The following is a 15,511-nucleotide window of genomic DNA, read 5'->3' as shown; positions in this document are numbered from 1 at the left end:
CAAGAATTGATGAAAAATATAATAAAAATGACATTTGTTGCGGCAACGGCAGGTTTGGTAGTGGCATGTGCCGGTACGTATTCAACCATAGAAACAACAGTGCAGCAGCCTATGGCTATGCCTAGTGTTGGCGCTTATCCAAAAACCCGCACGGTTGATCAAGTTGACGATTATCACGGAACCAAAGTAAGTGATCCGTATCGTTGGTTGGAAGGCGAGAAAGACGCGGAAGTCTCTCAGTGGGTAAACGCGCAAAACACCTTATCTAGACCTTATTTGTCTAAACTACCATCACGTGAGCATTACAAAGAACGCCTAACTGCGTTGTGGGACTACGAGAAATACTCAACGCCCTACATGGTGAAAGATAAGTTGTTCTATAGCTATAACAATGGGTTACAGAATCAATATGTGATGTATGTCGCCGATGGTTTGAAAGGGAAGCCAAGCGTACTTATTGACCCTAATGCATTAAGTGACGACGGTACTGTGTCTATGGCATCAACCGAAGTTAGCCCGAAGGCGTCCTTTTTAGCTTATATGTTGTCGGACGGGGGCACCGATTGGAAAACTATTCATGTTCGTAATATCGAATCTAAGGCCGATATGACCGATGTGATAGAAGGGGTTAAGTTTACGGGCGTGTCTTGGTTACCTGATGAATCTGGCTTTTACTACTCTCGTTACCCTAAAAATGCACAGGGTAACTATGATGATAGCCAAAACGTGTCTATCTATTTTCATCAGTTAGGTACATTGCAAACTGAAGATAAGCTGATCTTCGGTTTTGACGATAAGCCTACGTGGAACCCTTACGCCTCGGTAGCTCAAGATGGCAACACGTTGCTGATTTCAGTTTTCGAAGGCTATCAGGCAAATGGGGTCTACGCTAAATCGCTTACTGACGAAAGCGCTGAATTAGTGCCAATTTTTGACAAGTGGGATGGACGTTATGATCTTATTGGTGAAAAAGGCAATGCGTTGTTCTTCACCTCCACAGCTAACGCCCCCACAGGCAAAGTGCTTAAAGTTGAGTTTGATAAAACAGTCAAACAAGTTTCTACGGTAATTAATAGCACAGAAGACACATTGAAAAGTGTTTCTTTATTAGGTGGGAAATTGTTTGCTCAATATCTGAAAGATGTGAAAGCCGAAGTGTCTGTTTTTGATTTAAGCGGCAAGAAAGTGGACGAACTGACCTTTGCAGATATTGGCAACGTGTCTGGTTTTTACGGTAGTGAAAGTGCAAGTACTACGTTTTACAAACTAACGGGCTTCACCAATCCTGGTCAAGTTTACACATACGATGTTAAAAGTGGTGAATCTGCTTTATTCAAGAGTATTGATACTGGTATCAATTACGACAACTATGAAACCAAGCAAGTATTCTTTACGAGTAAAGATGGCACCAAAGTGCCGATGTTTATTGTGCATAAAAAGGGTCTAGAGCTAGACGGTAACAATAAAACACTGCTATACGGCTATGGTGGGTTTAATATTTCATTAACCCCGAGCTATTCTGTATCCCGAATGGTGTGGGTTGAACAAGGTAATGTACTGGCTATCGCCAATCTTCGAGGTGGTGGTGAATACGGTCAGCAATGGCACAAAGCAGGTACAAAGCTCGACAAGCAAAATGTGTTCGATGACTTTATCGCTGGCGCAGAATATCTAATTGAGCGCGGTTATACCCAACCACAAAAACTAGGTATTCAAGGGGGCTCTAATGGAGGGCTTTTAGTTGGCGCTACGTTAACTCAACGCCCTGAATTGTTCGCCGCGGCATTACCTGCCGTGGGTGTACTTGATATGCTTCGTTATCATACACCTAGCGCAAATGCTCGTGCATGGTCATCTGACTATGGTTTAAGTGAAAACAAAGAGGAGTTTGAAGCGCTTTATGCATACTCTCCGTTGCACAATACCAAGTCTGGTACCTGTTACCCAGCAACCTTAGTAACAACAGGCGATCACGATGACAGGGTAGTACCGTGGCACAGTTATAAATTTGCGGCTCAATTGCAAGCTGATCAAAGCTGCGATAACCCTGTTTTGCTTCGCGTTGAAACGCGTGCAGGGCATGGGGCAGGTACACCGACATGGATGAGAATAGAAGGTTATGCCGATCAATGGGCATTTTTGGAGTCTGCACTTAAATAGTCAAAACAAGATAAATCAATCAGTTGTATTAAGCCGCTTAATTAGAGCGGCTTTTTTGTTTGCATTTTGTACAAATCAAATTATACTGTATAAATATCAGTATGGTTTATTTTGAATCTAATGAGTTGTTATGTTTCTAAAATTGGCTAATAGGAGAAACACTATGCAAACAGGTATTAAAGCCGTTGATCAACTTATTGCTAAGCATGGCATTTTGGCAGATTTTGGTGCCGATTCTTTTCAACGTCGTCTGCGATTATCTGGCGGCGATGAGCGCGCTAATGCACTACCTTTTTGCATGTATCAAAAGGTGGTGTACGCACCCTTGTCACAGTTTTTCACGGTGCATCATTTTTATATGCCAGGAAACAAAGGCAAATTGGCGAGCTTTTTATTTGATGAAAAGGGAACGTTGATAGAGCAGGTGTATTATCAAAAAGTGGCAAGATGGGTAAAAGTATGCCGAAAGTTACAACAACTCGTTCAGTTTAAAGCGGCGGATATGCCCATTGCCGCATAAAAAAACGCGGTAGTAACGTATTCGCTATTACCGCTTTTTGAGCGTATGTTTGCGCTGATTTACAGCGTAATTACAACTTAGAAGTAAGTGTATTTGAACTCAACACCCCAAACGCGTGGTTCGTTCATAATACCGGTTAAGTTGTTGAAGTCGATAGCGCCTTTCACGTTATCTTCATCAGTAATGTTACGGCCGAAAAGTGCCACAGTGTAGTTGTGAGCAAAGTTTTCGTAACCAATGCGAAGACCGCCTTCGAAGTTATCGTCTGTTTTGAATTCAACAGCATCATACAAGAAGATGTTGGTTTCACCTTGGAATGCCCAGTCAGTGAAAACGAAGAATTCGCCGTCGTCACCCATTGGAATGGTATAACGCGCGGTAAAGTTGAAAATTGACTCTGGCGCTTGTGGGAACGGGTTACCATCAATAGAAGCAACAAAACCGTCAGGGCGAGGATCAGTTACTGTACAGTTACCTGTAAAGCCTGAAGATGCATCAGTACCACAAGGAGAAACAGTCAATGAATCATCTTGAATTTCTGTGTGGTTGTAGCTGTAGCCAGCTGTGAACGTTAGCTCATCAGTAGCTAGCCATTGTGCATCCACTTCGAAACCATAGGCTTCACCTTTGTCTGCATTCACAAGTGCTGTAAAGTTGTTTCCACCGCCGATAGCAGAGAACTGCATATCATCAACGGTGTAGTAGAACGCTGCTGCATTTAAACGCAATGTGCGATCAAGTAGGTCTGATTTCACACCAACTTCAAATGAGTTAATTGTTTCAGCATCTGCAACAGAAGGCGCACCTTCAAAAGCAACGTCACGACCTTGGATAGTCTGAGCACGGAAACCGTTAGCATAACGAGCAAAAAGTGACATGTCGTCAGTTACGCGGTAGTTTGCACTTAACTCGTAGCTCATTTGACCGTCGTCAACATCGATGTCGTCATAGTCTTGAACGCTAGCTGCGCCAATTACCAGAGCAAACCCATTTACGTTTTGATCGCCAACTTCAAGGCGCTTCGAGTCGTGTGTATAACGCAAGCCACCCGTGATGTTAAGCTTGTCGTTTACTTGATAAGAGCTTTGGCCGAATACCGCCCATGTTTGGTTTTCATGGAATACGGTTGTCGCACCGAAGAATCCATCAATACTGGTTACATTGAAAGACGCATCGTAATAGAACGCACCTACTTGCCAGTTCATGGCATCGCGTGTGTTACTAGATAAACGGAACTCTTGAGTGTATTGCTCAAGATCATCCAAGTTGTCTTGGGTTACCGCTGAGAATGGAATAAAGCCAGGGCCTGAAGCGCCGTCAGCATTGTTGTAACCGCCGTCAACATCACCAAGGCTTGAACCTTCAGCAGTTTCAATTGCCGAGATTGAAGTGAATGTAACGTCATCCATGTCGTATTCTAGTTTCAGTGATGCACCAAAACCATCGTATTCTTGTGGGTTGTTATCGATGCCGTTACCTTCAAGGTCACCATCGTAATATACCGTTTCACGGTCGTAATTGCCGTTTAGGTCATTGCTGCCTTTGTCGAAGATGTTCGCACGGAAGATAGAAGCTGTACCTTCGAGTTCACGACCATGTACATTTAACAATGCAGAGAAATCAGCCGATGGTTCCCACAATAACTGTAAGCGGTAGGCTTTTTCGTCATAACCGCCAATAGCGTCGCTTTCGCCAGTAAAAGCATTGTCGATATAATCGTCACGCTCTTGTGATAAAACTGATAAACGTGCAGATAGGTCGTCGGTTAGACCACCACCAATAGCACCTTCAAAGTTCATCGTACCGAATGAACCAAAGCCAGCTTTGGCATAACCTTCTACATCTTGAGTAGGTTTAACCGTATCAAATTTAATGATACCTGCCGTGGTGTTACGACCGAAAAGTGTACCTTGAGGTCCGCGAAGTACTTCTACTTGCTGAACGTCGAATAATGGGAAACTTTTAAGAACAACGTTTTCCATTACCACTTCGTCCATGATAATAGAAACTGGTTGAGAAGCCGCTAAGTCGAAGTCGGTGTTACCCAAACCGCGAATATAGAAGCGAGGCGCTACGCGTCCGTTAGATGACTCTGCATATAGACCCGGCACGCGAACGGCTAGAGCAAGAATGTCTTCACCACCTGAAAATAGGCTTTCGAATTTTTCACCGCTAAGTGTTGCAACAGAAATAGGTACTTCCTGTATTGACTGTGTGCGCTTTTGCGCAGTAACGGTAATTTGTTCAAGTGAGGCTTCTTTTTTACTGTCGTTGCGGCCTCTTGTGCAAGAACTGATGAGCTGAACGCGGCACTAACAGCAAGAGCTAGCGTGGCGATTTTATGTGATCTCATGTTTCCACCAAGATGATTATTAGGTTTTTACTTATGTAGTGTTGTGAGGAACTGAATGACTACCATCCTCGGCGCGGAATTTTACACAAACTTTAATATAAAAACCTTAAATTTGTGCAAATTGCACCGATTTTGTACGATTTGTTGCCCTATTAGGGAGCTTTGGGGTTTTGGCTGAGATTTATGCACCATGCAGTGCCAAAAAGTTAAAAAGGATGCACTAACCTAGGGCGGCATACTTCAAACAAATCATCGTGTGCGATTGAATTTAGCGCGGTACTGTGAAGGCGACAGACCTGTCGTCTTTTTAAATAGTCGCGTAAATGAGCTCATGTCTTCATAGCCTACGGCATACACCAGTTTCTCTAGCGACATGCTTGTGGTTTCGAGTAGCTTTCGCGCATGCTCTATACGAAGTGATTGTAAATACTGCCACGGCGTAGTGTCACAGGCATTTTTGAACCTACGCATTAATGTACGCTCTGTCATATTATGGATATGGGCCAGCTCAGCCAAAGTAAATTTAGTGTGTAAATGTTGCTCTAGGTAAGACTGAACCGCGCTGATATCTTTGTCTGAATGAAAATGACGTTGTCGACTACTCGCGTAAATGGTCTGATTGGTTCTTGAAACGTCCAAAACGTGAGACTTAGCTGTGTCACTGGCCACTTGATGACCACAAAATCGCTCTATCAATAATATCGACAAGTCTATCCACGCCATACCACCGCCGGCACAGTAAACAGAATCAGCTTGCGTCACCATTTTGTCTGACTGCAAATCAACATCGGGGTAGCGCGCCTTGAACTTATCGGCATAACCCCAGTGGGTTGTCGCCACATTATTAGCAAGTAAACCTGTCTCTGCCAAAATAAATGTGCCGGTACAATTTGCTGCAATGTCTGCCCCCATTTTTTGTAGTCGCCTGATATGCACAAGTTGAGGTTGAATATCTTCTAATACAGCATCAATGTCACCGCCTATGGTAGGTATAAGTAAAATGTCAGTATGTGATACATCTTCAATGGCGATATTGGGGTTTAGTGTCACTTGGTTAGAGCATAAGAATGGCTGACCATGGGCACTGGCTAATTGCACCTTAAATTGAGGTGTTGTTGGCATTTGGTGGATGCGCTGCCAACTTACGCCCGCAAACGCAAATACATCGAGTGCCCCGGTAATAGCAGAGGCTAGTGCTTGATTAAAACCTAGTACGGTGACGATGTAAGGAGGTTTATTCATATAAATAATCGAATTTGTTGGTCAGTGATAATTTTCACTTATTGTTGGCGGTATTAGCCATAATTGTGTCATTAATGACAATAATGACATGATAACGAATATGACACAATGTGTTAACAAGTTTTCGTGGAGGACACCATGGCTGACCAACTGATACCCCGTCGTGAAATGCAATTTCAATTGTATGAAGTACTTAATACTGCTGCATTATGTGATAAAACTCGTTTTGAAGAGCACAATGTAGAAACGTTTAACGCTGTCATCGATATGGCAGAAAAGATGGCTGAAGAGTTGTTTCTTCCCCATAATGCGGTTGCTGACAAAAACGAACCTACCTTTGACGGTAAGAAAGTGTCAATGATTGACGATGTCAAAATTGCTTTTGACACCTACAGAGAGTCTGGCTTTATTGCAGGTCACTTCGATTACGAAGATGGTGGAATGCAATTACCTGTCACTGTGATGAATGCATGTGCAGGGTATTTTCTTGCTGCTAACCCTTCGTCGACAGCATACCCATTTCTAACCGCCGCGGCAGCAAACGTAATTAAGCACTTTGCCTCTGACGAGATCAAAAATGCGTTTCTTGCAAAGATGCTCACAGGCGACTTTACCGGCACCATGGCGCTAACCGAGCCGCATGCGGGTTCTTCTCTGGCTGATATTCGTACATCAGCAAGACCGCAAGACGACGGTACATACCGTATAAAGGGCAGTAAAATTTATATTTCAGGCGGTGAACACGAGTTGTCAGACAATATTGTTCACTTGGTTCTTGCCAAGATCCCCGGCGGCCCGGCAGGGGTGAAAGGTATCTCTCTTTTTGCCGTGCCTAAATACCGTTTAGATGCTGAAGGTAACCCTGATGCGCGCAATGACGTAACCCTTGCCGGCCTTATTCACAAAATGGGTTATCGCGGAACGACTTCTACTGCACTTACATTTGGTGAAAATGGCGATTGTCATGGATACCTCATTGGTGAGCCCCACCAAGGTTTGCGTTATATGTTCATGATGATGAATGAGGCGCGTATTGGCGTTGGTTATGGCGCAGCTATGATTGGTTATCGCGGCTATCGCTATTCACTTGAGTATGCAAAGGACAGAACACAAGGCCGCGCGGCACCGAACCTTGCTCCTGAATACGCTCCAACACCGATAATTAATCACGGTGATGTACGTCGCATGTTACTGGCACAAAAAGCCTATTGTGAAGGTGGTATGTCATTGTGTTTATACGGCAGCATGCTTATTGATGAGCTTGAAACAGAGACTGAAGAAAATGCGCGTACCGAGTTATCACAATTACTCGATTTGCTAACGCCGGTTTTCAAAGCATGGCCTTCTGAGTTTGGTCCAAAAGCAAACGACCTTGCTATTCAAATTCTAGGTGGAGCGGGCTACACCCGAGAATACCCGGTTGAGCAATGCTGGCGTGACAATAGATTAAACCCTATACACGAAGGTACTAATGGCATTCAAGCGCTTGACTTATTAGGTCGTAAACTTTGGCAGCATGACGGTAAAGGGCTTCAAGTATTACTTGCCCGCGTGACTGAAGATATGAAGCATGCAGAAACTCCACGAGCACAAGCGCTAGCTGGCAAGTTGAAACCCTATCTAGATAAATTGGGCGCCCTTATCCAACAGGCTGCTGCGGACTTACGTTCAGATAAACAAGCCATCTTAATGACCAATGCAAGTTGTTTCTTGAATGTGTTTTCAAGTTGTGTGGTGAGCTGGATCTGGCTACGTCAGGCCAATGTGGCTGAACAGGCATTGGTCAATGGCGTACAAGAACAAGACGTTGATTTTTACGAAGGTAAAATGGCCGCAGCGGAATATTTCTTAAATTGGGAGTTGCCTTTAGTCTCTCGTGATATAGAAGTACTTACCTCTCATGAGGCAACGTGTAACGCAGTAAAAGCGAGTTATTTTTAATAAGACTAAATGAATACGGCGTAGTGTTTACACCGCGCCTTATTACATTCAAATAAGGACACAATCATGGAATATAAACAGTGGCAACTTGCTAAGCGTCCTGTCGGTGAGCCTACTCGTGAAAATTGGCAACTTGCTAACGTCACATTACCTGATGTCGACGACGGTCAGATTGCCGTTAAAATTAAGTACATCTCTCTTGACCCTGCTATGCGTGGCTGGATGAACGATGGCAAAAGTTATATTGAGCCCGTTCAAATTGGTGCAGTAATGCGCGCAGGTACTGTGGGTGAGGTGATAGAGTCAAAATCTGACAAATTTGCCGTTGGCGATCATGTTTATGGTCACTTTGGCGTACAGGAATACGCAGTAGTTAGCGAGCAAGGTGTTCACAAAGTTGACCCCGCGCTTGCGCCGCTAGAGCGTTATTTAGGCGTATTAGGTATGCCGGGTATGACAGCGTATTTCGGTTTACTGAAAACTGGTCTGCCTAAAGAAGGTGAGACAGTGGTTGTCTCTGGTGCCGCTGGTGCGGTTGGTACCGTAGTAGGGCAAATTGCCAAAATAAAAGGCTGTCGTGTTGTGGGTATTGCTGGCGGCAAAGACAAGTGTGATTACCTTGTCAACGAACTTGGTTTTGACGCAGCAGTAGACTACAAAACCGAAGGGCTTCACGGTGCCTTAAAAGACGCGTGCCCCAAAGGCATTGATGTGTATTTCGACAACGTTGGTGGCGACATTCTCGATACCGTGTTAACGCGCATCAACCTGCATGCGCGTATTGTAATTTGTGGTGCCATCAGCCAATACAACAACACTACACCGGTAAAAGGTCCTGCCAATTATTTGTCTTTACTTGTTAATCGGGCGCGTATGGAAGGCATAGTTGTATTTGATAATGCCAAAGAATACCCAATTGCAGCGAAGGATATGGCTACGTGGATTGCTGAAGGCAAGCTAAAAGCCAAAGAGCACGTGGTATCGGGGCTAGAAAATTTCCCTGAAACTTTAATGATGCTGTTTAAAGGCGAAAATTTTGGCAAGTTAGTTTTGAAAGTGGAGCATGAAGCATGAACGTAGCGGCAAATGTTGAAGGAAAGCATATTCTCATTACCGGAGGCGGCTCAGGTATTGGCGCCGCGTCAGCAAGAGTACTGGCTTCTCGTGGCGCACTGGTAGGCATTGCTGATTTGAACGAAGACAACGCAATGGCTTTGGTTAAAGAAATTCAGGAAGCTGGTGGTAAAGCCTATGGCGTAGCTGTAGATGTTACAGAGCCTGAGCAAGTTAAAGCCATGTTTACCAGCGCGTTTAGTCAAGCAGAAAAAGTTGATGTCATTATCAATAACGCCGGTATCGATCATTTCCCCGCGCCTTTGACTGAAGTTGACGATGCCATGTTCATGAAAAACATTCAGGTGAATTTAGCGGGCGTGTGGTATTGCATGAAAAACGCACTTAAGCACATGACGGCTACCGGAGGTGGTCATATTATTAACATCGCCTCTGTTGCTGGCCTTCGCTCAGCACCAATGATAAGTGCTTACAGTGCATCTAAACACGGTGTAGTGGGGTTGACTAAATCGGCGGCGGTGGAATACGCACGCGCTAATATTCGCATTAATGCCGTTTGCCCGAGTTTTGTGGACACACCTATGGTACAGGGAGTGTTATCGAAGCTTGACGAGCGTGGACAAAAAAATCTCATTGGTGCAAACCCCATGAAGCGTTTGGGTAAACCAGAAGAAATTGCCAATGCCATAGCATGGTTATGTAGTGACGAGTCGTCATTTATGACCGGACAAGCTGTCGTGTTAGACGGCGGAATGCTGGCCTAGTAATAAAAATCACAACGAATTAAGGAATGTATTATGAAAGATCTTTTCGATTTGACTGGAAAAGTGGCACTGGTAACAGGTGCTAGCCGTGGTATTGGTGAATCAATTGCGCGCCTTTTAGCGCAATACGGTGCTCATGTTATTGTATCTAGCCGCAAAATTGATGGTTGTGAAGCGGTCGCGTCATCAATTCGCGATGCGGGTGGTAAGGCTACAGCATTAGCTTGCCACGTAGGTGAGATGGAACAAATTACACAAGCGTTTGAGACCATTAAAAAGGACTTCGGCAAGTTAGATATCTTGGTGAATAATGCCGCTGCCAACCCGTTCTTTGGCCACATTCTTGATACCGACCTAGGTGCCTATAACAAAACCGTAGATGTAAACATTCGCGGCTATTTCTTCATGTCTATTGAAGCCGGTAAAATGATGAAAGAGCAGGGTGGTGGCGTTATTCTTAACACTGCATCGGTAAATGGTGTAACACCTGGCGACATGCAGGGCATCTACTCAATTACCAAAGCTGCGGTTATCAGCATGACAAAATCTTTTGCTAAAGAGTGCGGCAAGCTAAATATCCGTGTAAACGCGTTATTACCTGGCCTTACTGATACTAAGTTTGCGTCAGCGCTTACCACTAATGAGCAAATTTTGAATCACGCGCTTAAAGTGATCCCACTAGGACGTGTGGCTGATCCAGACGAAATGGCGGGCACGGTATTGTACTTAGTGTCTGACGCATCAAGCTATACAACAGGCACGACAGTGGTTGTTGATGGTGGTATGCTAGCGTAAAAGTAACGCGATAGAGATAGTACTATGCATATATGGGTTGACGCGGATGCGTGCCCTTCAGTAATTAAAGATATTTTATTTAAGGCAGCCCGACGTACAGGGCTGCCTTTGTCTTTAGTTGCAAACCATTCCATGTCTGTTCCGCCAGATAAACACATTACCCTTACGCTCGTACCGTCTGGCTTTGATGCAGCAGACGATTATATTGTTGAAAAATGCAATGCAGGGGACTTGGTGATCACCTCTGACATCCCACTGGCATCTGATGTGTTAGCTAAAAATGCTATGGCCTTAAATACCCGTGGCGATGAATATGATAAATCGTCGATAAGGGCTGCGCTTACCATGCGTGATTTCATGGATACCATGCGTTCAAGCGGCGAGCATACCGGTGGGCCAAAAGCGTTTTCTCAGCGCGACAAGCAAAATTTTGCCAATGCGTTAGATAGACTACTTACCCAAGGTCTTCGCGCGCTTAAGAAATAGTTCTGAATGATTCTATGGTGCTGATTGCTTTCTCTTTTTTACGAAGTTGAATAGTTTTCTCAATCTGTTTATTCTGCATATAAGAAAAATGAGAAATAATGTTGAGCAGAGAACTATTGTCAAAACGTGCGCTAGGGAATGTGGTGTTAAATGCTGATTGATAGTAAATCGAAAAAGGCGAAGCCAGTTTGGGCAGAAGAAAAGCTGTCACAAATTCCCACCATGGTGAGCGAGATTTCTCGTAAAATATCTGAGTTCAGACAACGCTATCGCGAATTGGTTAAAGACGCAGAGCATTTCTTTGAAGATTACCCCCAAGATTACAAACGCCTTACGATACTTAAACACAAAGTAAAAACCTATCAAGACCAAATTGAATATATAGAAGGCTTCAAAAAAGAGAAGGGAAAATATCCCACAATCAAAGGTCAGCCTTCAGCTCAGCGTTATATGGCACGGTTGGTTGCACAGCAAACCAATAGCGATAAAGAACTAAAAGCTCTCGAAGATAGGCTCAAATCTGAACGTAATAATCGCTATGAACAACTCGACCATTTAACCGATTATATGCTGAACTTGCTTAACGGTGAGCGCATATTTAGTCAGTTTTTAGGGACGATAGCCCTATCTACTCCGTCTCCAAAAGAGAAAGTGCGTCATATTAGAAATGAGCGCTATAAACCAATTTATATCACTGCGTTAGCTATTGCATTGTTTGAAGAAGTGCGACAGCAACATACCTTCGACAACAAATATTTGAATACAGAATTGGCCAAGATATTTCCAAAAGGTCAGAACTACAGTTTGATGGCCGACAAAATTGTGGAAAATGACAACGATGAAACACACCCTTTACCTATGCCTGCGGAAATGAAAATGGCTTACAGGGAAAAGGTCTTAAAGCCCATCGTTAAGGCGGCATTGCTGCAATCAATTGGAATGCATAGCCCTGAAGCAAACCAAGTATTTGGTAACGACCGCTATCGAAAACTGAACTTAACTGAAAGAAACAAACTGCTGGAAATTATAGATAGAAAAAGCATTGATTATTTGAAGTTGGGTATTGGTATTCCAACTATTCCTTTTAGCAGTGCAGAAGAAAAGGTGGCATATGTTGAGCAGGAAAAACGCCAACTCTCTTTTATTTTACAAATACTGGCGTCACTAAAATCGAGTAAGCATGAACTAGGCGATCTTATTCGTATCCCCATGACGTATGCTTCGTTTTTACTTTCAACCAAAGAGGGTTTTGACTATCAGCAAATTTATCAAGCCTATGATGTATTAGCCAAAGGGCGAGACGACGATATATATCGAGAGGTTTATGTGACTGCCTTTATGAACATGGTGGGGCGCTTTCCACTAGGCTCGGGTTTGTATGTTATCCAACAAGACTCTGGTGAAATAGAAAGGGCAATTGTGTCTTCACTTTACCCGAATGATCCAGAAGAGCCTATTTGTAAGATAATTACGAGTCGACAAATTCAATTCTTGAGTCAGGCTGAATTTATTATCTCTAAACAGAGCAATATATTTTTCAGTGATAGCAGGCGAAGTAGCCACTACGATATGGACTTCTTTCATTTGCGCTTTCGCAATGAATATACGTGGAATGCAACCGACGTGTGGGAAAACCAAGTGCCTGCCATAGAGTTTTGGAAGCGCGACGACCAGCGTCGCTATAATGGCGTATTCAATCCTGATTCATACTAGAGTTTGTGTATCTTTGTTTATTTATTGCACGCTGAAAAGAACTAACTAGTTTTCAATTTGTTCAATTGTGCAATTAGCTCATGTGATGAGGCGTATATATTTGTTGCGCTCTCTTCTGATGCCTCTGAAAGTATAGCCACATCTTTGGTCGCGTCTCCAATCACAACCATATTTTTATTCAGCTCTTCAGATACTTGGCTTTGCTCTTCGGCGGCTGCTGCAATTTGAATGATGCGCTGATTTATTTCTTCAATTTGAGCCACGGTTTCGCGCATTTTTTCAAACGCGCTATTAGAGCAACTTGCCGCGCTGTCGGCTTTCACACTGCCTTGCTCTATTATATTAACCGTCTTTGTTACTTCGCTTTGCAGCGCGCTAATAACCTGAGTCGTTTCGTCAACTGATACTGCGGTTTTTGATGCTAGGGCACGTACTTCATCCGCCACTACACTAAATCCCCGTCCATGTTCACCCGCCCGAGCAGCTTCAATTGCGGCATTGAGCGCCAATAAATTTGTTTGTTCAGCTATTGAACCAATTACATCTAGAATTTTTCTAATGTCTTCGCTACGCACGGATACTGCTTTTACTGCTTCACTGGCAGTACGAATTTCCACAGATAGTTCAGAGGATTGTCTAGATGCTACCGATACTTCACTTTCAGTTGCCTTGACTGATTGGGTGGCAGCATTGGCATTATTTGCCGCAGAGGACGCGGTATTGGCAACTTCATGAGCCGTTGAAGACATTTGGGTGATGGCTGTTACTATGGTATCAATTTCGGCTTGTTGTGTTGAGATATGCTGGTGGGTCTTCTGTGCATTCGCCTTACTGATTTCACTCATCTCAATGACGCGCAGGCCAGATTGTTTGGCGACCTCCAGCAATTCTCTCACTTTCTCTCTAAACTGGTTAAAGCCGTTACTTAAATTGATCAGTTCCGCATGTGAGTGAACTTCAATTGCTTGCGTGAGATCGCCACCTTGACCGGCTAAATCTGTCATCCGCTGGGAAACTAGCTCTACGGGGCGAATGATACTTCGGGTGAACATTTGAATTAGTACAAGTGCAATCACAATCAGCACTACAGCAACAATGAGGGTAGTGGTTAAAATGCTGCTTACCTCTTTTGATATCATTGACGAGACAGTAGCAACCGGTTGCATGGCAGTATCTACGTTGATCCCCACAACCAATTGCCACTGTACGCCAGCAGTTTCAATATTAATGGGTTGCACGACGTATAAAAAGTTTCCAATGGTGGTTGTAGTATTCTCATCAGAGGTTGCTAGAAGGGCCTCACTATTTTTCATAACGTTTTTAAATGGCTTTGCTAGGCTATCTTCATTATCGGTAGCTGCAACAAGAAAGCCTTGATGACTAACAATGTAAACTCTGGCATTGCCGTTATACAGCGCGCTTTTTAAGTTAACGGCGAACTCTTGCAAAATAGGTAGGTTTAAGTCGGCACCGACTACCCCTCTAAACCGGCCTTCAGCTACCACGGGTACTACTAAGCTGGTCATCAGTTCACTGTAGCCTGGGCGTATTTCATAGTTATATGGGTTAGATGCACAAGGCTTAAGTGTATCCATAGAGCACAAATACCACTCTGCCGCTCGAAAGCCGTTTTCATCTAGTGAGGTATCATGCTTTTCTTCTGCATCTTCAATCGGCTCTTGTGAAATCGCTCCACTGTCTTCTTTAACAAAATACACCTCAAAACTACCATGGCCCGCAACCGAATGAGTGTGTCCTTGCAGAAATTCGTTGTCTCTTCCGTCGAACTGGTTGTCCTCGAACTGGGCATAAATTGATGAAACACTAGACGTTTTTATTGTGTTGCGAACAATTGCTTCAACTTGATTACGGGTAAGCGGTTGCTCGATATCGCCTTCGATATTCGCTTTTATCTGAGCAGCCAATTTTTTGGGAACCGAAAATGACTGTTCAAAAAGATGTGCAATTTGACTGGAGATAGCGTCGGTTTTCGACCGAACTGTACCTTCTATTTGGCGCGATACTTCGCCGCTCACCTGATTAACAATGACTTTTTCAGTATTATTCAGTGAATAAACACTGACGCCCATATATACCACGGACATAATGACAAACAGGGTTCCAACAACAACAAGTAGCTTAATGGATAAGCTCTTTCCTTCGAAATTCATGAGGTTGCCTTTTTTATTATTGTAAAGTGCGCCAAATCTACTTAAAGCATAGTCAAATAATTATATATGTAGAAATTTTGTGCATATATTTCCGGCACCTTATTTTTGTGAGCGATTAGGTGGCTCGAAAGTAGGTATCTGTATTGTCTCTTAAGAAAAATCGCGCATTAAGACTTTGATTTATTGTTCTCAGAAAAAAGTGTGTAAAGGTAAAGTAAATGTTTAAGTAGGAAGGGATGAAAAGCAGGCAAATAAGAAGTGGTGAGAATAAAAAGCCATCGTATTATTCAAT

Annotated in this window: 10 protein-coding genes and 1 pseudogene; 8 read left to right on the top strand and 3 right to left on the bottom strand. The window is 43.6% G+C overall.

The features are described 5' to 3' along the window. Window positions 1-9: 9 nt before the first annotated feature. Both EYR97_RS08420 and EYR97_RS08415 read left to right on the top strand, forming a co-directional pair. On the top strand, window positions 10-2,160 hold the full coding sequence (locus EYR97_RS08420) for a prolyl oligopeptidase family protein (RefSeq protein ID WP_242634957.1): 2,151 nt from the start codon (window positions 10-12) through the stop codon (window positions 2,158-2,160). A 163-nt stretch (window positions 2,161-2,323) separates the two neighbouring features. Beyond that, window positions 2,324-2,680: a hypothetical protein gene (locus EYR97_RS08415; RefSeq protein ID WP_131093397.1), complete on the top strand. Its 357-nt coding sequence runs from the start codon at window positions 2,324-2,326 to the stop codon at window positions 2,678-2,680. A 77-nt stretch (window positions 2,681-2,757) separates the two neighbouring features. Here the strand turns inward: EYR97_RS08415 and EYR97_RS08410 are convergent. Both EYR97_RS08410 and EYR97_RS08405 read right to left on the bottom strand, forming a co-directional pair. Further along, a pseudogene (locus EYR97_RS08410) lies at window positions 2,758-5,033 on the bottom strand (TonB-dependent receptor). A gap of 249 nt (window positions 5,034-5,282) precedes the next feature. Beyond that, complete coding sequence (locus tag EYR97_RS08405) at window positions 5,283-6,275, bottom strand: GlxA family transcriptional regulator (protein WP_131093396.1); 993 nt, start codon at window positions 6,273-6,275, stop codon at window positions 5,283-5,285. Window positions 6,276-6,413: 138 nt separating this feature from the next. Here EYR97_RS08405 and EYR97_RS08400 point away from each other — a divergent pair, with 138 nt between their 5' ends. The 6 genes from EYR97_RS08400 to EYR97_RS08375 all read left to right on the top strand — a co-directional run bounded on the left by EYR97_RS08400 (window position 6,414) and on the right by EYR97_RS08375 (window position 13,048). Next, a complete protein-coding gene (locus EYR97_RS08400; RefSeq protein ID WP_131093395.1) occupies window positions 6,414-8,216 on the top strand; it encodes an acyl-CoA dehydrogenase in 1,803 nt (600 codons plus the stop codon). A 66-nt stretch (window positions 8,217-8,282) separates the two neighbouring features. Next, complete coding sequence (locus tag EYR97_RS08395) at window positions 8,283-9,290, top strand: NADP-dependent oxidoreductase (RefSeq protein WP_131093394.1); 1,008 nt, start codon at window positions 8,283-8,285, stop codon at window positions 9,288-9,290. Then, entirely contained in the window at window positions 9,287-10,054 is a 768-nt protein-coding gene (locus EYR97_RS08390; RefSeq protein WP_131093393.1) for an SDR family NAD(P)-dependent oxidoreductase, read from the top strand. The genes EYR97_RS08395 and EYR97_RS08390 overlap by 4 nt, the downstream gene beginning before the upstream one ends. A gap of 33 nt (window positions 10,055-10,087) precedes the next feature. Then, the gene (locus EYR97_RS08385; protein ID WP_131093392.1) at window positions 10,088-10,849 is read left to right on the top strand and encodes an SDR family oxidoreductase; all 762 of its coding nucleotides are present in this window, start codon (window positions 10,088-10,090) and stop codon (window positions 10,847-10,849) included. A gap of 24 nt (window positions 10,850-10,873) precedes the next feature. Further along, window positions 10,874-11,335 carry a YaiI/YqxD family protein gene (locus tag EYR97_RS08380; RefSeq protein WP_131093391.1) on the top strand — a complete coding sequence of 154 codons (462 nt, stop codon included), beginning with the start codon at window positions 10,874-10,876 and terminating at the stop codon, window positions 11,333-11,335. Window positions 11,336-11,485: 150 nt separating this feature from the next. Next, on the top strand, window positions 11,486-13,048 hold the full coding sequence (locus tag EYR97_RS08375; RefSeq protein ID WP_131093390.1) for a hypothetical protein: 1,563 nt from the start codon (window positions 11,486-11,488) through the stop codon (window positions 13,046-13,048). Between the two features lie 41 nt (window positions 13,049-13,089). Here the strand turns inward: EYR97_RS08375 and EYR97_RS08370 are convergent, their stop codons facing one another. Beyond that, window positions 13,090-15,219: a methyl-accepting chemotaxis protein gene (locus EYR97_RS08370; protein WP_131093389.1), complete on the bottom strand. Its 2,130-nt coding sequence runs from the start codon at window positions 15,217-15,219 to the stop codon at window positions 13,090-13,092. Between the last annotated feature and the right edge of the window lie 292 nt (window positions 15,220-15,511).

Source organism: Alteromonas sp. KUL42 (assembly GCF_006538325.1).
Lineage (GTDB): Bacteria > Pseudomonadota > Gammaproteobacteria > Enterobacterales > Alteromonadaceae > Alteromonas.
The sequence above is the reverse complement of the archived record's forward strand: the minus strand, read 5'-3'. Positions and strand labels throughout refer to the sequence as shown.